This is a genomic window from Sphingorhabdus sp. (assembly GCF_046292425.1).
Taxonomy (GTDB): Bacteria; Pseudomonadota; Alphaproteobacteria; order Sphingomonadales; family Sphingomonadaceae; genus Sphingorhabdus_B.
This window is the reverse complement of record NZ_JBKBQV010000049.1, coordinates 1-19,166: the sequence shown is the minus strand read 5'-3', so window position 1 is coordinate 19,166 and position 19,166 is coordinate 1. Positions and strand designations below refer to the sequence as shown.

The 19,166-nt window shown below is 56.8% G+C and carries 27 protein-coding genes and 1 riboswitch; of the genes, 13 read left to right on the top strand and 14 right to left on the bottom strand.

Annotation, left to right across the window (positions count from 1 at the left end):
• On the bottom strand, positions 1 to 345 hold a 345-nt coding region (locus tag ACK4S7_RS10365; protein ID WP_409646545.1), incomplete at its 3' end, for an insulinase family protein.
• A 60-nt stretch (positions 346 to 405) separates the two neighbouring features.
• A complete protein-coding gene (locus tag ACK4S7_RS10360) occupies positions 406 to 1,164 on the bottom strand; it encodes a competence/damage-inducible protein A (protein ID WP_409646543.1) in 759 nt (252 codons plus the stop codon).
• A gap of 62 nt (positions 1,165 to 1,226) precedes the next feature.
• Between ACK4S7_RS10360 and map the strand changes: the two genes are divergently transcribed.
• A complete protein-coding gene (map, locus tag ACK4S7_RS10355) occupies positions 1,227 to 2,054 on the top strand; it encodes a type I methionyl aminopeptidase (RefSeq protein ID WP_409646541.1) in 828 nt (275 codons plus the stop codon).
• An 85-nt stretch (positions 2,055 to 2,139) separates the two neighbouring features.
• Here map and argC read toward each other — a convergent pair whose 3' ends face one another.
• From argC to ACK4S7_RS10340, 3 genes are all read right to left on the bottom strand, one after another.
• The gene (argC, locus tag ACK4S7_RS10350; RefSeq protein WP_409646539.1) at positions 2,140 to 3,075 is read right to left on the bottom strand and encodes an N-acetyl-gamma-glutamyl-phosphate reductase; all 936 of its coding nucleotides are present in this window, start codon (positions 3,073 to 3,075) and stop codon (positions 2,140 to 2,142) included.
• A gap of 106 nt (positions 3,076 to 3,181) precedes the next feature.
• A complete protein-coding gene (locus tag ACK4S7_RS10345) occupies positions 3,182 to 4,084 on the bottom strand; it encodes an NlpC/P60 family protein (protein ID WP_409646538.1) in 903 nt (300 codons plus the stop codon).
• A gap of 128 nt (positions 4,085 to 4,212) precedes the next feature.
• On the bottom strand, positions 4,213 to 5,601 hold the full coding sequence (locus tag ACK4S7_RS10340) for a leucyl aminopeptidase family protein (RefSeq protein ID WP_409646537.1): 1,389 nt from the start codon (positions 5,599 to 5,601) through the stop codon (positions 4,213 to 4,215).
• Between the two features lie 48 nt (positions 5,602 to 5,649).
• On the opposite strand from ACK4S7_RS10340, the gene ACK4S7_RS10335 reads away from it, so the two are divergent.
• Positions 5,650 to 6,240, top strand: coding sequence for a hypothetical protein (locus ACK4S7_RS10335; RefSeq protein WP_409646535.1), 591 nt, complete (start codon positions 5,650 to 5,652; stop codon positions 6,238 to 6,240).
• A 27-nt stretch (positions 6,241 to 6,267) separates the two neighbouring features.
• Here ACK4S7_RS10335 and ACK4S7_RS10330 read toward each other — a convergent pair whose 3' ends face one another.
• Positions 6,268 to 7,785, bottom strand: coding sequence for a flavin-containing monooxygenase (locus ACK4S7_RS10330; protein ID WP_409646533.1), 1,518 nt, complete (start codon positions 7,783 to 7,785; stop codon positions 6,268 to 6,270).
• Positions 7,786 to 7,899: 114 nt separating this feature from the next.
• Here ACK4S7_RS10330 and ACK4S7_RS10325 point away from each other — a divergent pair, with 114 nt between their 5' ends.
• From ACK4S7_RS10325 to ACK4S7_RS10310, 4 genes are all read left to right on the top strand, one after another.
• On the top strand, positions 7,900 to 8,211 hold the full coding sequence (locus tag ACK4S7_RS10325) for an alkylphosphonate utilization protein (RefSeq protein WP_409646531.1): 312 nt from the start codon (positions 7,900 to 7,902) through the stop codon (positions 8,209 to 8,211).
• The gene (locus tag ACK4S7_RS10320) at positions 8,211 to 8,603 is read left to right on the top strand and encodes a DoxX family protein (protein ID WP_409646529.1); all 393 of its coding nucleotides are present in this window, start codon (positions 8,211 to 8,213) and stop codon (positions 8,601 to 8,603) included. The genes ACK4S7_RS10325 and ACK4S7_RS10320 overlap by 1 nt, the downstream gene beginning before the upstream one ends.
• Before the next feature lie 71 nt (positions 8,604 to 8,674).
• A complete protein-coding gene (locus ACK4S7_RS10315; protein WP_409646527.1) occupies positions 8,675 to 8,827 on the top strand; it encodes a hypothetical protein in 153 nt (50 codons plus the stop codon).
• Between the two features lie 121 nt (positions 8,828 to 8,948).
• A complete protein-coding gene (locus tag ACK4S7_RS10310; RefSeq protein WP_409646526.1) occupies positions 8,949 to 9,260 on the top strand; it encodes a zf-TFIIB domain-containing protein in 312 nt (103 codons plus the stop codon).
• Between the two features lie 69 nt (positions 9,261 to 9,329).
• Here ACK4S7_RS10310 and ACK4S7_RS10305 read toward each other — a convergent pair whose 3' ends face one another.
• Together ACK4S7_RS10305 and ACK4S7_RS10300 are read right to left on the bottom strand one after the other, a co-directional pair.
• On the bottom strand, positions 9,330 to 9,539 hold the full coding sequence (locus tag ACK4S7_RS10305; RefSeq protein WP_295446162.1) for a cold-shock protein: 210 nt from the start codon (positions 9,537 to 9,539) through the stop codon (positions 9,330 to 9,332).
• 197 nt (positions 9,540 to 9,736) lie between these two features.
• Complete coding sequence (locus tag ACK4S7_RS10300; RefSeq protein ID WP_409646524.1) at positions 9,737 to 10,213, bottom strand: hemerythrin domain-containing protein; 477 nt, start codon at positions 10,211 to 10,213, stop codon at positions 9,737 to 9,739.
• Between the two features lie 193 nt (positions 10,214 to 10,406).
• Here ACK4S7_RS10300 and ACK4S7_RS10295 point away from each other — a divergent pair, with 193 nt between their 5' ends.
• A complete protein-coding gene (locus ACK4S7_RS10295) occupies positions 10,407 to 10,565 on the top strand; it encodes a hypothetical protein (protein ID WP_409646522.1) in 159 nt (52 codons plus the stop codon).
• Positions 10,566 to 10,650: 85 nt separating this feature from the next.
• Positions 10,651 to 11,421, top strand: a complete 771-nt coding sequence (locus ACK4S7_RS10290; protein ID WP_409646520.1) for a DUF2189 domain-containing protein — start codon at positions 10,651 to 10,653, stop codon at positions 11,419 to 11,421.
• Between the two features lie 13 nt (positions 11,422 to 11,434).
• On the opposite strand, the gene ACK4S7_RS10285 is transcribed toward ACK4S7_RS10290, so the two are convergent.
• Positions 11,435 to 11,728 (bottom strand): hypothetical protein, encoded by a 294-nt coding sequence (locus ACK4S7_RS10285; RefSeq protein WP_409646518.1) that lies wholly within the window; start codon positions 11,726 to 11,728, stop codon positions 11,435 to 11,437.
• A gap of 220 nt (positions 11,729 to 11,948) precedes the next feature.
• Here ACK4S7_RS10285 and ACK4S7_RS10280 point away from each other — a divergent pair, with 220 nt between their 5' ends.
• The 5 genes from ACK4S7_RS10280 to ACK4S7_RS10260 all read left to right on the top strand — a co-directional run bounded on the left by ACK4S7_RS10280 (position 11,949) and on the right by ACK4S7_RS10260 (position 14,833).
• Entirely contained in the window at positions 11,949 to 12,443 is a 495-nt protein-coding gene (locus ACK4S7_RS10280; protein ID WP_409646516.1) for a hypothetical protein, read from the top strand.
• Positions 12,444 to 12,574: 131 nt separating this feature from the next.
• Positions 12,575 to 12,925, top strand: coding sequence for a hypothetical protein (locus ACK4S7_RS10275; protein WP_409646514.1), 351 nt, complete (start codon positions 12,575 to 12,577; stop codon positions 12,923 to 12,925).
• Positions 12,922 to 13,245, top strand: a complete 324-nt coding sequence (locus ACK4S7_RS10270; RefSeq protein ID WP_409646513.1) for a DUF2726 domain-containing protein — start codon at positions 12,922 to 12,924, stop codon at positions 13,243 to 13,245. Before ACK4S7_RS10275 ends, ACK4S7_RS10270 begins: the two co-directional genes overlap by 4 nt.
• A gap of 98 nt (positions 13,246 to 13,343) precedes the next feature.
• Complete coding sequence (locus tag ACK4S7_RS10265; protein WP_409646511.1) at positions 13,344 to 14,312, top strand: Stealth CR1 domain-containing protein; 969 nt, start codon at positions 13,344 to 13,346, stop codon at positions 14,310 to 14,312.
• Positions 14,313 to 14,347: 35 nt separating this feature from the next.
• A complete protein-coding gene (locus ACK4S7_RS10260; RefSeq protein ID WP_409646510.1) occupies positions 14,348 to 14,833 on the top strand; it encodes a YaiI/YqxD family protein in 486 nt (161 codons plus the stop codon).
• Between the two features lie 242 nt (positions 14,834 to 15,075).
• Here the strand turns inward: ACK4S7_RS10260 and ACK4S7_RS10255 are convergent, their stop codons facing one another.
• The 5 genes from ACK4S7_RS10255 to ACK4S7_RS10235 form a co-directional block, all read right to left on the bottom strand.
• Complete coding sequence (locus ACK4S7_RS10255; protein WP_409646508.1) at positions 15,076 to 15,402, bottom strand: hypothetical protein; 327 nt, start codon at positions 15,400 to 15,402, stop codon at positions 15,076 to 15,078.
• 76 nt (positions 15,403 to 15,478) lie between these two features.
• Entirely contained in the window at positions 15,479 to 17,338 is a 1,860-nt protein-coding gene (thiC, locus tag ACK4S7_RS10250; RefSeq protein WP_409646506.1) for a phosphomethylpyrimidine synthase ThiC, read from the bottom strand.
• A gap of 35 nt (positions 17,339 to 17,373) precedes the next feature.
• Positions 17,374 to 17,480: riboswitch (TPP riboswitch) on the bottom strand.
• A gap of 22 nt (positions 17,481 to 17,502) precedes the next feature.
• A complete protein-coding gene (locus ACK4S7_RS10245) occupies positions 17,503 to 18,264 on the bottom strand; it encodes a TSUP family transporter (RefSeq protein WP_409646504.1) in 762 nt (253 codons plus the stop codon).
• A gap of 1 nt (position 18,265) precedes the next feature.
• Positions 18,266 to 18,799 (bottom strand): rhodanese family protein, encoded by a 534-nt coding sequence (locus ACK4S7_RS10240; RefSeq protein ID WP_409646503.1) that lies wholly within the window; start codon positions 18,797 to 18,799, stop codon positions 18,266 to 18,268.
• Positions 18,796 to 19,166, bottom strand: a 371-nt coding sequence (locus ACK4S7_RS10235; RefSeq protein WP_409646501.1) for an ArsR/SmtB family transcription factor, incomplete at its 5' end; no start/stop codon positions are given. The genes ACK4S7_RS10240 and ACK4S7_RS10235, both read right to left, overlap by 4 nt.

Genomic DNA, 19,166 nt, shown 5'->3' with positions numbered 1-19,166 from the left:
TTTCGCCTCACCATCAGGCACAAAAGTGGAACCCCGGAAGGACAAATGTTCAATGAGATGGGCGAAGCCTTGTTCATCGTTATTCTCGTGCAATGCGCCCGCATCAATCCGCACACGGATGGACACCTGTCCCGCCGGAACGTCGTTTTTCTTGACGGCGTAGCGAAGACCGTTTGGCAGGACGCCGAACGTCCAGCTGTCATCAACCGGGACATCGCTTCCTTCGTACAGCCACGGCTGAACCATAGGTTTTGTGGCCGAACTCGCAGCAGGCGCGGTTTGGGCATAAGCTGATGTGGAAAGCAGGAGGGCTGCTAAAGCGAGAGCATTGGAAAGTGTGCGCATGTCAGTCCTCATAAGGGCGGTGCAGCTTGACCGCACATGAACGAGGCGACGAACGCCCGTTTAAATTCCACCATCGACGGTATCATAGCCCAAACCATGTAAACCAAGCTTCAGCGCTTCGATGCATCTGGCAAGTTTATGGGCGTCAGTGGTACGAACGACGAAATTGGCCCCGACTTTTCCTTCGCGGAAAAATGGGTAGCTACCGATCTGGCAGCCCTCATGCGTTTTCTCGGTATCGCCGAGAAGTTTGGCGACTTCGCTTTCCGCCACCCAGCAGCCGATCTGCTGCGACAATAATGGCGCGCCGCCTTCAAGCGACCCCGTCAATGCATCGAGCATTCCGGCAGTGATGTGCGGGACGCCAGCCATGATGAAGATATTGCCGTGGCGAATGCCCGGCGCGCCCGACATCTTGTTGGGAATGAGGTCGGCGCCTTCAGGCACCCGCGCCATGCGAAGACGGCCCGGATTAATACCGCCGCGTGATTCATAATAGGCATGCAGCGTTGCGCTAGCTTCGGGATGGATGACAACTTCAACACCGAGCGCAGCTGCAATCGCGTCAACAGTAATGTCGTCATGCGTCGGCCCGATGCCGCCAGTGGTAAACAGATAATCATTGCGCGCGCGCAAGATGTTCACCGCCTCAACGATAGCGTCCATATCGTCAGCCACCACACGCACCTCACGCAGGCGAATGCCCTGAATATTTAGCCAGAGAGCAATCTGGCTGACATTTTTGTCCTGTGTGCGGCCAGAGAGGATTTCATCGCCAATAATTACGAGCGCGGCAGTGTAGATGCGGGATTCTGTCATCCGGACGCGATAGCATAAATCACCCCCTCGCAAAGTGCCGATTATTGCCTTATATCGTCCCTATGGAACAATATGTCAGCGTTACGCCCGAAGAGGCGATGCAGGCCCGCGATGGGGTCATCAAATTGCACGGGCCGGAAGGCTTTGAGGGCATGCGAAAGGCTGGTCGCCTTGCCGCAGAAATCCTTGACGCATTGGTGCCGCATGTCGTGCCCGGCGTAAGCACCGAAGAACTTGACGACATTGTTCGCGAGATGACGATGCGCGGCGGCGCTGTGCCGGCGACGCTTGGCTATCGTGGGTATACACATAGCTGCTGCATTTCGATCAACCACGTTATCTGTCATGGAATCCCGTCGGAAAAGAGACTGAAAGACGGCGACATCGTCAACATCGACGTCACGCCGCAGTTAAATGGCTGGCATGGCGACACCAGCCGCATGTTTTTGGTCGGCGATGTGCCGGTAAAAGCCAAGCGCCTGGTTGATGTGACCTATGAATGCCTGATGCTCGGTATCGAAGCCGCAAAGCCCGGCAATCATGTCGGCGACATCGGCTATGCGATCCAGACCCATGCAGAAAAGCACCGTTACGGAGTCGTCCGCGACTTTTGCGGTCATGGCCTCGGCCAATTATTCCATGACGCCCCCGAAATTGTCCATGTCGGACGCCCCGGCACTGGCCCGGAACTGCGCCCCGGCATGATTTTCACCATTGAACCCATGATCAACATCGGCAAGGCAGCAGGCAAAGTTCTTGACGATGGCTGGACGGCGGTGACCCGCGACCGGAGCCTATCGGCGCAGTTCGAGCATAGCATCGGCATCACCGAGGATGGTTGCGAGATCTTTACGAGCAGCCCAAAGGGGTTTGATAAGCCGCCTTATTGAGAATCTTACAATACACTGTCCTGCTGAACCCGTTTTGGCTCTGCCGGCCAAAACGGTTCAGGGTGACGGCTGAACTTAGATCGGTTTACAACCGCAACCCGCTCGTCTCTTCCAACCCGGCCATGATGTTCAGGTTCTGCACCGCTGCGCCGCTCGCGCCTTTGCCGAGATTGTCGAGCATCGCCAGCAACCGCGCCTGCGACCCGTCGGGTGATGCCAGCAGATAGAGATCAAGGCGGTCGGAAGGTGCTTGATCCGCATGCATCAGTAGCTCGCTAGGCGCGGCTTCGGTGTGCACAGTAACCACCTTCGAACCTGCATAATGTGCGGCGAGCGTATCGCGTAAAGCATCTGCGCTGGCTGCTCCCGTCATTGCCGATAGCGGCAAAGGAACCTCGACGACCATGCCGCGAAAAGCTCTGACCACCGCGGGTGAGAATATGGGCGCATGGGTAAGGCCAGCATGAACCTGCATTTCGGGGACATGCTTGTGCGCCAGATCAAGGCCGTAAGTCCGATAGCCAATATCGGCCCCCTCGCCTTCAAACCGTTCGATCAACGCTTTGCCGCCGCCGGAATAACCTGACACCGCATTGACGCTATATGGCCAGTCTGCGGGAAGCAGACCGGCCGCCACCAAAGGCGCGACAAGGCCCAAAAAGCCCGTCGGATAGCAACCGGGATTACTAACCAGTCGTGCGGACGCGATCCGGTCTCGCTGGCCCTTGCGGTATTCAGCAAAGCCATAGGCCCATTCGGGGTCTACGCGAAAGGCGGTCGATGCGTCGATGATGCGCGTGCTGGCCGACCTAGTCATCGCGACGGCTTCTTTTGCCGCATCATCTGGCAAGCAAAGGATGACAAAATCCGCGTCGTTCAATGCCTCGCGCTTGGCGGCGGGGTCCTTACGTTTGACATCGTCCAGAATGATGAGGCGAAACTCAGGGCGTCCTGTGAGCCGGTCGGCGATTTCAAGGCCAGTGGTGCCGGAAGCGCCATCGATGAAGACTGTTTTGGTCATAACGCTTTCCCATGCCCGTTCGTATCTAGCGTAGACAAGACACCGTGCGATTGTGCGTGCCTTATGGGTGTCTGGTATTCGCTAGACACGAACGTAGGGATGAGAGTCATATGCTCACCCGCTTCCGAGCCAAAATCGGCTCGTCATGTTCCGCGAACCTTGCCACTGCATCCGCCAGAAGTTCAACACTTACCGCCATGGCCGTGCCGTTCGCGTGGATGATGTGTTCCCCGTCCGCCATGATCCCCACATGTCCGGGGAAAAACACCAGATCGCCGCGCTCCAGCCCCTCACCTTCGGGCAAGTCCTCGCCGAAATCGGCCATCTGCATATCCGCATCACGGGGGGCCAGGATACCCCTTAAGCCAAAGACCAATTGCACGAGGCCGGAACAATCAATTGCGTCCCCGCTGCGTCCACCCCAGCTGTATGGCGTCCCGATCAATTGCTCGGCAAGATCAGCGGGCGATGCCTCCACAGATCCAATCTCGGACAAATGCGCCAACGGCACAAACCCGTTTTCGCACGCAAGATATTTGCCACATTCGCTCGGCGCTCCGCAGAGCAACTGTGCACCCATCGGGTATCGCGCGAGCACCGGCGCCTTTGTGGAAGGAGCAGCCACCAACAGAGTTGCGGGCGCACTCACGATATGGGTTGCATCAAAATCATCGCCTAACTGCGCGAAACGCACATAACCAAGATAATTATCGTGCAGGCAATATCCCCACGCCCATTCGCCCGCGACATCCAGTACAGCAAATTCCTCGCCATGCATTAACGCGCTTACAGGCATGGATGTCGCATGCGCTTCGGCATGGATGCCAGTTACAGGCGCGATGCCAGTGCGGAGCATCGGCACCGCGTAATGCGGGGCGAACAATTTTCCAGCCAGACTGATGTCGGCAAGGTCACCGCGAATGGGGGTCGTACGCTTGTCACCGACAAGGCTATGCCCGCTCAATGTATAGATAGGCCGCGCCTGCGCCTTCATCTCACCGTCTGCCAACTAATTTACCCCTAACTTATTCATGTCATCCCAACAAATGCCAGGACCCATCATGTCGTTCCGCCTAACGGCGCATGACGAGATAGACACCAGCCGACGCTGGTGCGACCAACTGTGTTAAACTGCCCCTAACGCGCAGAATATTTGTCCGCCAGATAGCCGAAGACCGCACGCAATCCAAGCGCTTCGCCGCCTTTCGGCCTGCCTGGTTTGCTGGTGGGCCGCCAGGCAAAGGTATCCAGGTGAATCCAAGGCACCGTATCGGGCACAAATTTCTGCAGGAACAAGGCAGCCGTGACTGCGCCGGCAAATGCCCCGCCGCTGTTGCTCAAGTCGGCAATGTCGCTGTCGAGCATCTCCATATAGGGGCCCCACAATGGCATCCGCCACAAAGGGTCGGCGGTTGCTGTCGATGCAGCAAGCAAGGCGTTTGCAATGCTATCATCATTGCTGAACATCGCAGGCAGGTCAGGTCCAAGCGCTACGCGGGCCGCGCCGGTCAATGTAGCGAAGTCAATGATCAGTTCTGCCTTATCCTCCACCGCCTTGGTCAGTGTGTCGGCCAGCACCAGGCGCCCCTCGGCGTCGGTATTGTCAATCTCGACGGTAATGCCCTTGCGACTCTTGATAATATCGCCGGGCCGCATGGCGTTGCCCGCTATGCTATTTTCTGCCGCCGCCACGAGCATGTGCAACCGCACGGGCAGATGCGCCGCCATGATAAGCTCCGCCAGCGCCAGAGCATGCGCGGCTCCGCCCATGTCTTTTTTCATTAATCGCATGCCAGAGGCAGGCTTAATATCCAGCCCGCCCGTGTCGAAGGTGATGCCCTTGCCGACGATTGCTATGCTCGGGTGGCGCGGGTCGCCCCATTCCAGCTCAATGAGGCGCGGTGCATGTTCGCGCGACGCAGCCTTGCCGACGGCGTGGATAAGCGGATAGCCCAGTTCCAACGGCTCGCCAGCCACGACATTGACTTCTGCCTTATGAACCTTGGAAATGCGCTTTGCTTCGGCCTCCAGCGCATTTGGCCCAAAATCGGCCGCGGGGCGATTGACCAGGTCGCGCACCAAAGCGGTCGCAGAGGCTTGTAACGCCGCCATTGGAATTCGGCCCGCTTCCTTCACCAGCAGAATCCTCGGCCCGGTTAGCTTCGGTTCACTCAGATATTCGTGGTAACGATATTGCCCGAGCATCCAGCCAAGCATGGCGTCGCTAACGTCGTAATCAGCGATTCGATATGTGCCCTCCGGCAGGCTTTCCGCCGCCTTGGCCAGATGCCAAATTCCTGCCCCCTCAACATTGGTAACCCCAGCCACTACAGACCATTCCCCGGGTTTATCGCCCGGCAGGATTGCAATATCGTTGTTCCCACCTTCAAATTTCTGTGCGGCGACGGCGGTGCGGACAGCATCAGACTGAAGCGCAAGCCAGGCTGCAAGTCTGCCTTTGTCAGTCAGATGAATAAGTGTGGCGGCTTGCCCATTGTCGGGCTGAATTAGATTGTCATAACGCATACACGCAGCGATAGCCGCAAAGGCACGAGAACGGGAGAAGTTTTAGAAATGTCTCGTATTTTTTGGGTGGTCGTTCTGTTCGTTTCAACCGTCGGCTTATCAGCATGCGACCCGTCGGCGCAGGCACGTTCGCCACTTCCCAGAGACATCATTGCCGTTATCCAGCCATTTTTCGAAGCTGTTAGACGTGGAGACCAAAAAGCGGCCGAACGCTATGTCGCACCCAGCTTCCTTAAAGACAGTAAGGTCCAATTTGCAGAGATGTCCGCAATACTGAACACTGCCCCGCGATTGGACCCGGTGATCCAGCAACGTCAGGGGACTGGTGCTTATGTGACCTTTGCCGGTGAAGATGGTGCTCTATGGATCTCTTCCGAGGTACGCGTCGTCAGATACGGCAATAAACCGATGATTGAATATTGGGACGTCAATGCAGCGACAAAGCCGCCCGAATTGGTGGGCCATGTGCAAACCATGAAAAATCTCATGAATTATGGGATGATTGCAGTCGCGATGTGCGCGCTGGCCGGGCTCCTTGCCTTGATATGGATCATACGCAACCGTACGCATCTGGTTACGTCCGAGCCAGTCAACGAAACGCGCCGCGTGGCTGCCACCGTCCGCAATGACGAAAGCTGACGGGCGCTGTAGCCCGCCAGTTCAAATTCATTCCGCCGCGATCAGTGTTTCGGTGTTTTCATTATGTCCTGTCGCAAAATGCGGAGCCGAAAACACCATCACACCGTCATCGACAGGATCTTCAGTCAGAATTTTCTTCTCCGCCGCATAATTTTGCAGAACGCGCCATGGGTGGCGGTCGCCGTTTTTGGGCAGCTTGTCGAAACTGCGTGCAAAATAGCCTGAGCTGAAATCCGTCACAAATGGCAACATTGGCATATTTGGATCGTCGAGATGCGGTGTCGCCACAAGTGCGTTTTTGTCGTCCATTTTCCACAACAAGCGGCAGACATAATCGGCAACAATGTCTGTCTTCAGCGTCCATGACGCGTTGATATAACCAAACACGCTGGCGAAATTGGGGATGTCGTTGAACATCACGCCCTTGTAATTGAAATGCTCACCGAAATTGACCGCTTCACCATCAACGCTAATGGCTGTTTTGCCCATCGTCACGAGATTCAAGCCCGTCGCCGTGATGATGATATCGGATTCGATATGCCTGCCCGATTTCAGCTGAATTCCTGTTTTGGTGAAATGGTCAATATGGTCAGTGACAACCTCTGCCTTCCCCTCGGTAATGGCATTAAACATGTCGCTGTCGGGGATAAGGCACAGGCGTTGTTCCCAAGGGCCATATTTCGGTACGAAATGGGTATCGACATCAACCGACGCAGGAAGTGCTTCACGGGCCATGTTGATGAGCTTTTCACCCAGCTTCGCCGGATTGCGCCGTGCATACCAATAAGTGAAACGCTGCATGTTGATGTTACGCCAGCGCGTAAGCGCGTAAGCCAGCTTTTCCGGCATGATCTTGCGGACAAACTTTGAGAACGGATCAATGGCCGGCCGCGAAACCATGTAGGTTGGCGATCGCTGAAGCATTGTGACCTGCGCGCCCTGCTGCGCCATTACAGGGACGATCGTAACGGCAGTCGCACCCGAACCGATCACCGTCACCTTCTTGCCCTTATAGTCCAAATCCTTCGGCCAATGTTGGGGATGGACTATTTTCCCGCCAAAATCGGCTTCGCCAGGAAAGTCGGGTTTGTAACCCTGATCATAATCATAATAGCCGGCACACATAAACAGGAAACGCGCCGCAAAATGCCTTTCCGCGCCGCCGTCCACGGCCTTTGCCGTCACATGCCATCGGGCATCGGGGCTGGACCAATTTGCGGATATGACTTTGTGGCCAAAATGGATATGTGGCGAAATACCATATTCTTCGGCGGTTTCATGGACATATTGGTGGATGGCCGGGCCGTCCGCGATCGTCTTTTCATGCAACCACGGTTTGAAACGGTAGCCCAAGGTGTGCATGTCGGAGTCAGAACGGATACCGGGATAGCGGAACAGGTCCCACGTGCCGCCCATATCAGCGCGCTGCTCGACAATCGCATAGCTTTTGTTTGGGCATTGCATGGTAAGGTGCGCCGCTGCACCAATACCGGAGAGCCCGGCACCCACAATCAAAACATCTACTGTCGTCTGAGCCTGCGCCATATACCTCTCCATTTTGTTGGAAAATCTTACTGACATCGTTGCAAATTGCAACTGGCTTTCACGGGGTGCGAATTAGCGCTACGGCGGTGCCCGATCTTTAAGGATTTTCACATCATGAGCGATGAAAACAATGACGATTATGTCTATGACGAGGCGACCGGAGAATGGATAACTGCGGCTGAGGCCAAGACGGCAACTGCGCAAGATGGCATCCTCGAAGTGCGGGACGCGGTTGGCAATCTCCTTGCTGATGGCGATCAAGTAACGCTGATCAAGGATCTGACCGTTAAAGGGGCGGGCCAGACTTTAAAACGCGGGACGCTTATCAAGTCCATTCGCTTAACAGGCGATGCGCAGGAAATCGACTGCCGTTTTGACGGAATTAAGGGTCTCGTGCTTCGCGCCGAATTCGTTCGGAAGCGTTAATGATCCGGTCCGGTTTGCGGATGTTGCTTGCGCTTTTCTACCTCGGCGCGGGTATCATGCATCTGGTATCGCCGCGGGCGTTTCTGGCCATTACGCCTTATTGGGTGCCTTTCCCGGAGGCGGTGGTCGCAATCACTGGAGTGGCCGAGATTGCAGGCGCCATTGGATTGATGATTCCGCAGTTACGAAAGTGGGCCGCCACCGGGTTGGCGCTATACGCCCTTTGCGTATGGCCGGCCAATTTTCAACACGCCATTTACGGCCTTGCGCTGGGCGAAGAAGCCCTTGGCTGGTGGTATCATGGACCAAGATTAGCGTTTCAGCCCGTGTTGATCTGGCTTGCGCTTTGGGTGGGGCATGTAACGGACTGGCCTTTTCGTAAATCGCATTAACGGTTCTTGCCAACTTCTGGTATCCTGTCTCCCTATCCTGCCAGCCCCGCAAAATAGATAGGAGTACGAACATGCATAAGAACGGCGACGATATCGATGTAACCGAAGAGGAAGCAAGCGGCGGTGTCAAAAACCATGGCGTTCGTTACGTACTGGCAATATCGCTTTTACTGGCGATTATCGTGTTATCGGCCATGTGGATGACCGGCGCCGCGTTGAATTAGCACTATAGTTCTTGAAAAGTGGCCCGGCCGTTCCCAACTGCATATTGCGGGCCGGGCCCCTCTGGTCGTCACAAGACGGCGATGTCGGACCGCTTCAATGATACGAAGAGGAGTCCGAATTATGAACCCAGCCGTTGGAATGCCCTGCCCCGTATGTAAGGTGCCGCTTGTGATGAGCGATCGCCAAGGTGTCGAGATCGATTACTGTCCGCAATGCCGCGGTGTTTGGCTGGATCGCGGTGAACTAGACAAGATTATCGAGCGCAGCGCCGCTGCAGAATTACCGCCCCAGCCCCCGTCCGCGCCGCAAGCTCCACCGCCACCGCAAGGTGGCTTCGCGCCCCAAGGCTATGGCATGCACCCTCAGGGTTATGGCCATGGCTACCCGTACAAAAAACGAAAGAAGTCGTTTCTGGAAGAACTGTTCGATTAAGTTCTACCGCGATTGCAGACAAAAAAAGGGCCGCCTTTCGGCAGCCCTTTTTTTTCGCGTATCGGCTGATTAATCAGCTGAAGACAGGTTGATGGCCGAAGCCTTACCGTTGCGGCCGATTTCGACTTCAAAATTCACGCGCTGTTCTTTATCAAGCGAGTGCATGCCGGCTGCCTGAACGGCCGAGATGTGAACGAAGCTGTCGTCACCGCCGCCATCAGGCGCGATAAAGCCATAGCCTTTGTCTGCATTGAAGAATTTTACGGTGCCTACTGGCATAATGATGTTCCTTTCACGAAACAGGTGACCACCTGACAACAGCGCCAAGTGGGTAGCCAAGTCGTGGTAGGAAAGACGTTGCACGTTCCGATCATCTGACCCGAGACGTGCCTCAAATTCCGTCGCGGTCGACGATAGCGTTTGACCTGTATACCCCCGAATTCCTTAATGTGCAAACACCAACCGAAATTTGCGCGTTATTCTTTGTCGCTTCCATTCTCAGCCGCCTCGGCTTCCTCCAGTTCAACCGGCTTACGGCGGTCAAATATAGCGCCCAGTTCCTTGGCCTTCGCCTTGTTGAACTCTTTCTCCGCAGCCGGAAACATTTCTTCCTCTTCTTCGTCGATATGATGTTGATAACGGTGACGAAGTTCTTGGAACTGCGCATTCCACGATGCATTGTCCGTGTCCATTTTTTGCAGCGCGCCAAGCAGATCATCAATCTCTTTATGTTCAGCAACCGAGTGGCGACCATCTTCTTGAAGATCAGGGTCGCCCAGCATCGTTGCGTATAAGGATTGTTCTTCAGCAGCAGCGTGGGCGGTTACTTCAATCCGGAAAGCCTCAAACAAATCGCGGCGCTCAGGCGAATCGCTTTTGATTGCTGCAATCTTCGAAAGCATCTCCCGATGCAAATCGTGGTCAGATTTCAGGATGGAAAATATATCAGTCATTTGTGCCTCCGCTTTCGTATCCGGAAGCTAACCCCGTGCCGCGTCGTTCGTTCCCACCGACGTCGTCCAAACCACTCCATCGCGCAATTGCGTTGAGCCGATGAAATTTGGTGGGATTTCTGCAGTCAAATCTGTATTCAGCGCCCGTCGCACCGGAAAGCCATTCGGATAATTGCCGCATATCGGAGCCGAAATGGAAACCAGACTTATCGTCGCGTATTCGCTCATCTTTACCATGGTGGTGCTTGCCATTTTCGGCTTCATCAAGCTTTCGCAAAAAAAGGGCCGCAGCCAGCGCCGGGACAGCGGACAGGGCGAGCATATGCGGCGCGATGCCGACGCAGGAAACTAGCGACCCCATTACATTTCTTGCCGAAACCTGAGATTTGCTGCAGCATCTGCTTATTATAGTCGACTCAAATGGGGGAGGAACGACCATGATGGCCCAAAGCGCGATCGCGCCGGTGACCTTGGCGCAGCAATTGACAGTGAAGGACGTGCGAAACGCCCTTAAAGCGGGGTGGCAGGACTTTGCCGCATGCCCGGTTTACGGCCTATTTTTTGCCGCATTCTATGTCGTAGGCGGGCTTGGGCTGGTCTATGGATTGTCGCGCATGGGCCAGGGCTGGTGGCTGATCCCGATCATGGCTGGCTTCCCACTGCTCGCACCGTTCAGCGCAGTCGGATTGTACGAGGTGAGCCGCAGACGAGAGGCTGGCCTGCCCATTGGCTGGCGCGGCGTGCTTGGCGCGCTTGGCGGCAAGGGCGATGAGCAGCTGATCCTGATGGGAGCCATTGTCTTCGTTGCCTTTAGCTTCTGGATGATATTGGCGCATGGAATATTCGCCATTTTCCTCGGTGAGTCCGGCATTGGCGGGCAGACCGGCGGGCTTTTGCTATCCCCTGATGCCATCATGATGTTGCTCGTCGGTAGCGCGGTTGGCGGCATTTTCGCGCTTGGCCTGTTTGCGATTACCGTCGTCAGCCTGCCGATGCTGGTCGATCGGGAGGTGGATTTCATCACCGCGATCATTGTCAGCCTTGGCGTGGTCCGGTCGAACAAACGCGTGATGATGGGTTGGGCTTTGCTGGTCGCGGTGACGCTGACGCTTGCAATGCTGCCCTTTTTTGCCGGATTACTTGTCGTCCTGCCCGTGCTTGGTCATGCGACATGGCATCTTTACCGGCGCGCGGTTAATCACGCATAGCGCCGCACGATCCTTACTTCGCCAGCCGTTTCCGGTTGGCAACCACGCTTTTGGAATAATGGGCGATACTGCCGCTCATGATCGCCTCGGGGCTGGTGCCAAGCTTACCGGTCATCAGGTCAAGCCCCAGCGCCATGTTTGCTGCGACCTTTTCCGACACCATCCGCTCCGCCTCGCGCGCTGCGGTCGGTCCGCCAAACGCCAGACTTCCCAGCCGCATCGCGATTACCATGTTGGATTCAGCGGCGAGCGCCCAGGCATCCATGCTGATATTGAACCAGTTGGGCGATTTTGTTGTCGTCGTCATCCCTGTTATCCTAAGCCTCAATACCGAAATGTCACGCGGCAAAAAGCAACGGCGAATAACATCAGCAAGGCAGGATAGTTGTTTCTGCAAGTGCCTGCTCAACGGAACGTTATCGGTTACCAATGGTTTGCAGATTACTGAAAAAGAAACATGATGACCAGCTGTGTTTCTTTCGAGTTGGCACAATTTTGCGCCGACAGCAAAGAATGGAGAGAAGATTATGAAAACCGCAATATTATGGGCAGGCGCCCTGACGCTTGCAATCGCTGGCCCGCTCGCCGCTGACCCCGGCAAAAACAATGCCAAGGGTAAAGGCAATGCCGGTCAGTCGACCATGCAGAATGGCAAAAAGGCCAGTTCCACCGCAAACCGGGACGGCAACCGCAACGGCAGTGTGCGCAACACGCGTTCCGACCACGACGGCAGCATTGGCCGTTTGTTTGCCCTGGACGCTCGCGGCAATTGTCCCCCCGGCCTTGCGAAAAAGAACAATGGCTGCACCCCTCCTGGCCAAGCCAAGAAGCTGTATAATGTGGGTCAGCGGTATAACCAGAATTTTGGCAGCGCGTGGACCTATGACCAGATCCCCAACGAGCTGCGGACGCGATATAGCCTGAACAATGACGACCGTTATTATTATAATCAGGGCTATATTTATCAGGTCGATCCCAAGACGATGCTGATTGAAAAAGCGATCAGCGCTGTCTTGCGTTAACTCCCAACGAGTTCCGCAAAAAGGCCGTGCAGCATATCCGCTGCGCGGCCTTTTTTTGTGGGCGACGTTGAGGGGGAAATGCGACAGACGGGCGAGATTGACCGCCTGCCCCTCTTTTTGCATACTGCCATATGCCTCAAGAAATTATCGCCTTAATAGACAATCCACTTTTACTGATGGCCGTGCTCGCTTTGGGCGCGGTTCTCGGGATCGCGCTCGAGCGCCTCGTCGAGGGGCAGAAGCGAGCCGAGCGTCGTGCTTACTGGAAGGGGCGCAATGAGGCCAAGCGCAATGGAAGCGTAACGCCCATTCGCAAGGGAACGGATGCAAAGCTTGCCGATATGTTTGGCGCGGCAAAAGATGCTGGCACTGGTGCAAAGGCAACCTCGGCCGCTGAGCAGCTCGCCTGCGTCATGGGCGCAAAGTTTTCATCGCGCCCGTTGCTGAGGCAAATCTGTTCAAGGCGCTCGACGCCGCCGTGATCGCGCGTAACCCCGGCTGGCAAGTCATGGCCCAAGTATCCTTGGGTGAATTCATTAGCAGCGCCGACAAGGACGCCTATGGCTGCGTCAATTCAAAACGCGTCGATTTCGCTCTGATGGACCCACATGCGCACGTGGTCCACGCCATCGAGTATCAAGGCAGCGGCCACCATCTGGAAGGCGGCGCAGCCGCCGCCCGCGACGCGGTCAAAAAGGAAGCGCTGCGCAAGGCAGGCATCGGCTATCATGAAGTCGTCGCAGGGCACACCACAGCTGGCGAGTTGAAGCGGTTGGTGGAGAAGTTGGTGCCGGAGGTTTAGTTCGTCTTCATCCTCAAACTTCACTTATACTTTCCATTTCCCAAAACGTTTGCACACTCGTACAGCGCGCGCACGATAACGTTTGCAAAGCGCGCGGCATGTTTGAAGTTGATGCAGTCATTACCTGGGTGGACGGGGCGGATCCGTTGCACCGGGCGAAGCGTGAGCGGCATTTGGCGCAGGCGCAAGCTGATGTAGCGGCGCAGGCGCGCGCACCTCTCCACGACAATGGCACCAACCCGCATCGCTGGGTGTGCAGTGACGAGCTGAATTTTTGCGTCCGCTCTATCGCCAACAATGCGCCTTGGGTGCGGCGGATCTGGATCGTGACCGATGACCAGACGCCCGTAATCGAACGAATCTCGCCCGAATTTTCCGCGAGGATCAGTATCGTTGACCATCGCGAAATCTTCGCCGGGCATGAGGACGCGTTGCCGACGTTCAACTCACTTTCCATAGAGACGATGCTGTGGCGCATTCCGGGGTTGGCCGAACATTTCCTCTATTTCAACGATGATGTCTTCCTGACCGCGCCAGTGAGCCCGTCGGACTTTTTTGCCGCCGATGGCCCCGTGCTGCGCGGCAAATGGACCGACCATAAAGACCTTGCAGCGTGCGGGGCGAGCCGGGATGAGGCAAGCCTGCTGAACCATTATAACCAGATCAACGCCGCGCAGATGATTGGCTATACCGCCGACCATGTGTTCGAAAGCGCGCATGTCGTGCACCCCATGCTGCGTTCGGTGATGGCGGAGCTGTTTGAAAGCTTTGGCGCGGAGTTTGCGCGCAACGCCAGTTTCCGCTTTCGCGATGCAGGCCAGTTCCTGCCGCAAAGCCTGCATAACCATGCCTGCCTATCCGATAATAATGCAGCGATATTGGATACGCGCGATTATCTGCATGTGGCGGTCGGCGACACGGCGCAATATTCGGCGGAGGATGTCAGCGGTTATTTACGCGGGCCAGCGCGTGACGCGATCAAGCTGTTGTGCGTCAACGACCTGCCGGAGGTGGAGCGCAGCTTCCCCGATGCACGTTTGTGGATCGAGGAAGCGATTGGACGTTAGCAGCGCGGCTGAAGTGGTATAAAGCCCATAGGGATATGACTTCCGACAGCCCCGACCCCCTGCCCAGCCTCGCACCGCCGCGCATATTGGTCGATGCCGATGCGTGCCCGGTCAAGGACGAGATTTACAAGGTCGCCTATCGCCGCAATGTGCCGGTGATACTGGTCAGTAATGCGCGCTTTCGCATCCCCGACCATCCGCTGATCACACGGGTCGTTGTGTCGGACAGTTTCGACGCGGCGGATGACTGGATCGCGGAGCAAGCGGGGCAACGCAGCGTCGTGATCACTGCCGACATATTGCTTGCGGACCGGTGCCTGAAGGCAGGCGCCGTCGTCATCGGCAATAATGGCAAGCCGTTCACCAGCGCCTCCATCGGCGGCGCGATTGCGACGCGCGCGATCATGGCCGACCTGCGCGCCGGAATGGACGGGGTTGGTGGGGGACCGGCGCCCTTTGCGAAGGCGGATCGGTCAAGGTTTTTGCAGGCGCTGGATGAGGCGTTGGTAAGGTTGGGGTGAGTTTGTAATTCGCTTGCTGTCCGCGGAATTTCAGGGACGCGGTGAAAGGCACGCGCTGCGCAAGGCATACATCGGCTATAATGAGGTGGTGGCCGGACACAGGACGGCGGGAGAGCTGCGGAGGCGGGTGGAGAAATTGGTGTTGGAAAAGAGCGGATGCGAGTGATCTTACGATCAATGCCATCTACTAATCTGGACACGGATCAAGGCAGAGAGCATTTATTAAACTGGCCTTAGCGTGCTTACCAAATCTCGATTGTGGGCACAAACTGACCTTCCTTGGTCTGGTGAGTAGCCTTCATGACTATGCGGCTGGGAACGATGCTTTTGCCCTTATATTCAGGCTCGACGGACAGATTGTCGATAAGATCGTCTTTCACAAATTTGACCAATGTTCCCGTAATCATATTTTTGGCTTCCGCCGTGATGGCGGGGACATAAACCACATTGGCCGGAATGTCCTCGCCACCGAATTCCGCCGGGAACAGCAATATTTTTACAAGCTCGCCCTTGGCCTCCAGCTCTTTGGCTTTTGCAACGGTAGTAACCTTGCTGAAATCAAACGGCACTTTCGTCTCCGCACTCGCTTGGAGGGGTATTACCGCTAAGGTACATATGGCCAATGCTGCACAAAGCGTTCTGCGGTCAATCATGCTCCCGATCACCAGCGCCCATATATAGCTCGCGGCCGGTTTCGTCATAGACCTTGCTCATTTGTGCCATGCCGGCCTCTGCCTCTTCGGTTGCGATGAACGCTTCGGCGGGCTGGTTTTGCAGCTTGGCGAACTCGCGCACTTCCTGGCTGATCTTCATTGAGCAGAATTTTGGCCCGCACATCGAACAGAAATGCGCGGACTTTGCGCCTTCGGCCGGCAGCGTCTGATCGTGATATTGCTCGGCGGTGTCGGGGTCGAGGCTCAAGTTGAACTGGTCGCGCCAGCGGAATTCGAAGCGTGCCTTTGAAAGCGCATCGTCGCGGACCTGTGCGGCGGGGTGGCCTTTCGCAAGGTCGGCGGCATGTGCGGCGAGCTTGTAGGTGACAACGCCGACCTTCACGTCGTCACGGTCGGGCAGGCCCAAATGCTCCTTTGGCGTGACGTAGCAAAGCATCGCGGTGCCGTACCAGCCGATCTGCGCTGCGCCGATACCGCTGGTGATATGGTCATATCCCGGCGCAATATCGGTGGTGAGCGGTCCAAGCGTGTAGAAAGGTGCCTCGCCGCACGCCTCGAGCTGCTTTTCCATATTCTCCTTGATCTTGTGCATCGGCACATGGCCGGGCCCTTCGATCATGACCTGCACATCCTGCGCCCATGCGCGTTTGGTCAGCTCGCCCAGCGTGTAGAGCTCGGCAAATTGTGCCTCGTCATTCGCGTCGTAAATGCTGCCGGGGCGAAGGCCATCGCCCAGCGAATAGGCGACGTCATAGGCCTTCATAATCTCGGTAATTTCGTCGAAGCGTTCGTAGAGGAAGCTTTCCTTGTGATGCGCAAGGCACCATTTCGCCATGATGCTGCCGCCGCGTGACACGATGCCGGTCATGCGCTTGGCTGCGAGCGGCACATAAGGCAGGCGGACGCCCGCGTGGATGGTGAAGTAATCGACGCCCTGTTCGGCCTGCTCGACGAGCGTATCGGCAAAGATTTCCCATGTCAGGTCTTCGGCAACGCCGCCGACCTTTTCCAGCGCCTGATAGATTGGCACGGTGCCGATGGGGACGGGCGAATTGCGGATGATCCACTCGCGCGTGTCGTGGATATTGCGGCCCGTGCTGAGGTCCATGACCGTGTCCGCGCCCCAGCGGATTGACCAGACCATCTTGTCGACTTCGCTTGCCACGTCCGACGCAACCGCGCTGTTGCCGATATTGGCGTTGATCTTGACGAGGAAATTGCGGCCAATCGCCATCGGTTCGGATTCTGGGTGGTTGATGTTGTTTGGAATGATCGCGCGCCCGCGGGCGATTTCGTCGCGGACAAATTCGGGGGTGACATAATCGGGGATCGACGCGCCAAAGCTTTCGCCGTCTCGCTTATATTCGGCAAGGCGTGCGCGGCCCAGATTTTCGCGTTCGGCGACATATTCCATTTCAGGCGTGATGATGCCCTTACGCGCGTAGTGCATCTGGCTGACATTCATGCCGGGCTTGGCGCGAAGCACTTGCTTGCGGACATTGGGGAATGGCGCGACGCCGCCGCTGCGGTCAGGGCCAAGCTGGCCATTGTCCTCGGGCTTTACCTCGCGCTGGGTAACCTCGGTCACATCTCCGCGCGCGATGATCCACGGGCGGCGGATTTCGGGCAGGCCAGCCGCGATGTCGATATGGGCAGTGGCGTCGGTATAAGGGCCGCTGGTGTCGTAGACGCGGACGGGCGGCTCGCCCGACGATGGCTCCAGATAGATTTCGCGCATCGCGACGTTCAATGGGCCGACATGGATTTTCTTGCTGCCGCGAATGGGGCCAGTTGTGACGCCTATTTCGGTGCGTGCTGGAACGTCTGCCATGTTATCTCTCCAAAATTTTACAAGGAGAGCGCGGGGTTCATGTGCCGCTCCCTCCCTACGCCCGTGCAAACGGGATCAGGTTCAGCGGGTCGCGGGCATTTCAGCACCGCCTCTCAGTCGTTCGACTCCCCGGGGATGAACAAGTGATAGGCCAGTTGGTGAGATCAGTCCAGCAGGATGAATATGGCGACGGCAATGACCATCAAGGCAAATATTGTGCGCGCAATGGCAGTGCGGCTTTCAAGCAGCTTGGCAAGTGGCAAAGCGGCCAATGTCCCGCCCGCGCCGCCAGCGACAAGCGCGCCGAACAATGGCCAGATCAGCTGCCCGGACGCGGCGTAAGAAAGGCTGGTCGCGCCGCCAAACAGGCTGACCGATACCAAAGAGGATGCACTGGCGTTGGCAAGCGTCATGCCTGTCGAGGCCATCAGTCCTGGCGCAATCAGGAAGCCGCCGCCAATGCCAAAGAAACCTGCGGCAAGCCCAGCGATTAGGCCAACCGGTGCCAGTTTAAGCACCATTGGGCCAGTCAGGCGGACGGTAGGGTCCCCCTCGCTTTTCTTTGGAATGAGCATTGAGCCTGCGATGGCGATCATCGCGACCGCAAACCACATCAGCAATGCGTCGCCGTCCACTTGCTTAGCCAGTTGCGCGCCGAGTAACGCGCCTGCGAGGCCGGCTATCCCGAATGTGATGGCGCAGGGCCATTTGACTCGCCCTGCCCGCGCCTGTGCCGCGAGACCAATGGACGCGTTGACTGCAACCGCTGCTGCCGATGTGCCAATCGCGGCGTGTGTATCTGTCAGGCCCACGACGTAAATCAACCATGGCGTTGCCAATACTGACCCGCCGCCACCAAATAACGTCAGAAGCAGTCCGATCAAGGCACCGCCAAGGCCGGCGAGCAGCAAAGTCTCATATGCCATCTCAGGCAGCCTTCACGCGATTCCACGGGGCAAGCATCAACAAACGCGCCATGCCGCAGAAACCGCTTATTCCGGCAAAGGTGAGCCCTGCGCCAACAAAACCTGCAAGGCCGAACCATGCAGGCCCGACAAGAAAACCAAGGATTACGCCGACGAGCACAAGCGTTCCTGCAGCGATTTGTACCTGGCGCATGATTTCCATTGGCGCGTCGGCATTGGTGGCAACGGGCAACCCCGCCTTTGCCCACGCGTCGAGCCCACCATCAAGGACAAAAGCATCGCCATGCACGCGCGCGGCAAGGCGATCACACGCCCCTGCCGTCCGCATGCCCGACCTGCAGGTGAATATCACATCGGCATCAGGTTCAATCGACAGATGCGCCTTTTCCCAAGTCGACAGGGGCTGTGACTGCGCTCCTTCAATATGGCTTCGTGCAAATTCATCCGCCTCACGGATATCAACGAGGACAGCCCGCCCGGCGTTGAGCCGTTCGCGCACCAATTGCGGCGAGAGCTTATGTAATACAGCAGTCATGGTTGCTTCCTCATTTCAGGTGGACAGAATAGTTCAGCTAGCGTTTCGATGATGCGCAGCGCGGCTTGGTCCGTGACGCAATAATAGATCGTCTGGCTTTCCCGCCGGGTCGTGACGACGCCGTCTTCGCGCAACAGGGCCAAATGCTGCGACAGCGCAGATTGGGACAGGCCAACGCGCGATTGGATTTCGCCCACCGACATTTCGCCATCAACAAGTTGGCACAGGATCATCAGCCGTTTCTCGTTGGACAGGGCGCGCAGCATCGCCGCCGCCTCGCCCGCGCTGGCCTGGAAACGCTCAAGTCCGATGGTGTGAAGGTCGATCATGAGCCGCAATATATTCGCACTTGCTAAATTAGCAATAC

Bases quoted from the DNA above. Each gene is read 5' to 3' on its own strand.
- ACK4S7_RS10260 (WP_409646510.1), top strand. From the start codon at position 14,348: ATGACTTCCGACAGCCCCGACCCCCTGCCCAGCCTCGCACCGCCGCGC.
- ACK4S7_RS10320 (WP_409646529.1), top strand. From the start codon at position 8,211: ATGATCCGGTCCGGTTTGCGGATGTTGCTTGCGCTTTTCTACCTCGGC.
- ACK4S7_RS10300 (WP_409646524.1), bottom strand. From the start codon at position 10,213: ATGACTGATATATTTTCCATCCTGAAATCTGACCACGATTTGCATCGG.
- ACK4S7_RS10240 (WP_409646503.1), bottom strand. From the start codon at position 18,799: ATGACTGCTGTATTACATAAGCTCTCGCCGCAATTGGTGCGCGAACGG.
- ACK4S7_RS10310 (WP_409646526.1), top strand. From the start codon at position 8,949: ATGAACCCAGCCGTTGGAATGCCCTGCCCCGTATGTAAGGTGCCGCTT.
- ACK4S7_RS10285 (WP_409646518.1), bottom strand. From the start codon at position 11,728: ATGACGACGACAACAAAATCGCCCAACTGGTTCAATATCAGCATGGAT.
- thiC (WP_409646506.1), bottom strand. From the start codon at position 17,338: ATGGCAGACGTTCCAGCACGCACCGAAATAGGCGTCACAACTGGCCCC.
- ACK4S7_RS10275 (WP_409646514.1), top strand. From the start codon at position 12,575: ATGCCTCAAGAAATTATCGCCTTAATAGACAATCCACTTTTACTGATG.
- ACK4S7_RS10330 (WP_409646533.1), bottom strand. From the start codon at position 7,785: ATGGCGCAGGCTCAGACGACAGTAGATGTTTTGATTGTGGGTGCCGGG.
- ACK4S7_RS10290 (WP_409646520.1), top strand. From the start codon at position 10,651: ATGATGGCCCAAAGCGCGATCGCGCCGGTGACCTTGGCGCAGCAATTG.
- map (WP_409646541.1), top strand. From the start codon at position 1,227: ATGGAACAATATGTCAGCGTTACGCCCGAAGAGGCGATGCAGGCCCGC.
- ACK4S7_RS10315 (WP_409646527.1), top strand. From the start codon at position 8,675: ATGCATAAGAACGGCGACGATATCGATGTAACCGAAGAGGAAGCAAGC.
- ACK4S7_RS10265 (WP_409646511.1), top strand. From the start codon at position 13,344: ATGTTTGAAGTTGATGCAGTCATTACCTGGGTGGACGGGGCGGATCCG.
- ACK4S7_RS10295 (WP_409646522.1), top strand. From the start codon at position 10,407: ATGGAAACCAGACTTATCGTCGCGTATTCGCTCATCTTTACCATGGTG.
- ACK4S7_RS10325 (WP_409646531.1), top strand. From the start codon at position 7,900: ATGAGCGATGAAAACAATGACGATTATGTCTATGACGAGGCGACCGGA.
- ACK4S7_RS10245 (WP_409646504.1), bottom strand. From the start codon at position 18,264: ATGGCATATGAGACTTTGCTGCTCGCCGGCCTTGGCGGTGCCTTGATC.
- argC (WP_409646539.1), bottom strand. From the start codon at position 3,075: ATGACCAAAACAGTCTTCATCGATGGCGCTTCCGGCACCACTGGCCTT.
- ACK4S7_RS10340 (WP_409646537.1), bottom strand. From the start codon at position 5,601: ATGCGTTATGACAATCTAATTCAGCCCGACAATGGGCAAGCCGCCACA.
- ACK4S7_RS10360 (WP_409646543.1), bottom strand. From the start codon at position 1,164: ATGACAGAATCCCGCATCTACACTGCCGCGCTCGTAATTATTGGCGAT.
- ACK4S7_RS10305 (WP_295446162.1), bottom strand. From the start codon at position 9,539: ATGCCAGTAGGCACCGTAAAATTCTTCAATGCAGACAAAGGCTATGGC.
- ACK4S7_RS10335 (WP_409646535.1), top strand. From the start codon at position 5,650: ATGTCTCGTATTTTTTGGGTGGTCGTTCTGTTCGTTTCAACCGTCGGC.
- ACK4S7_RS10280 (WP_409646516.1), top strand. From the start codon at position 11,949: ATGAAAACCGCAATATTATGGGCAGGCGCCCTGACGCTTGCAATCGCT.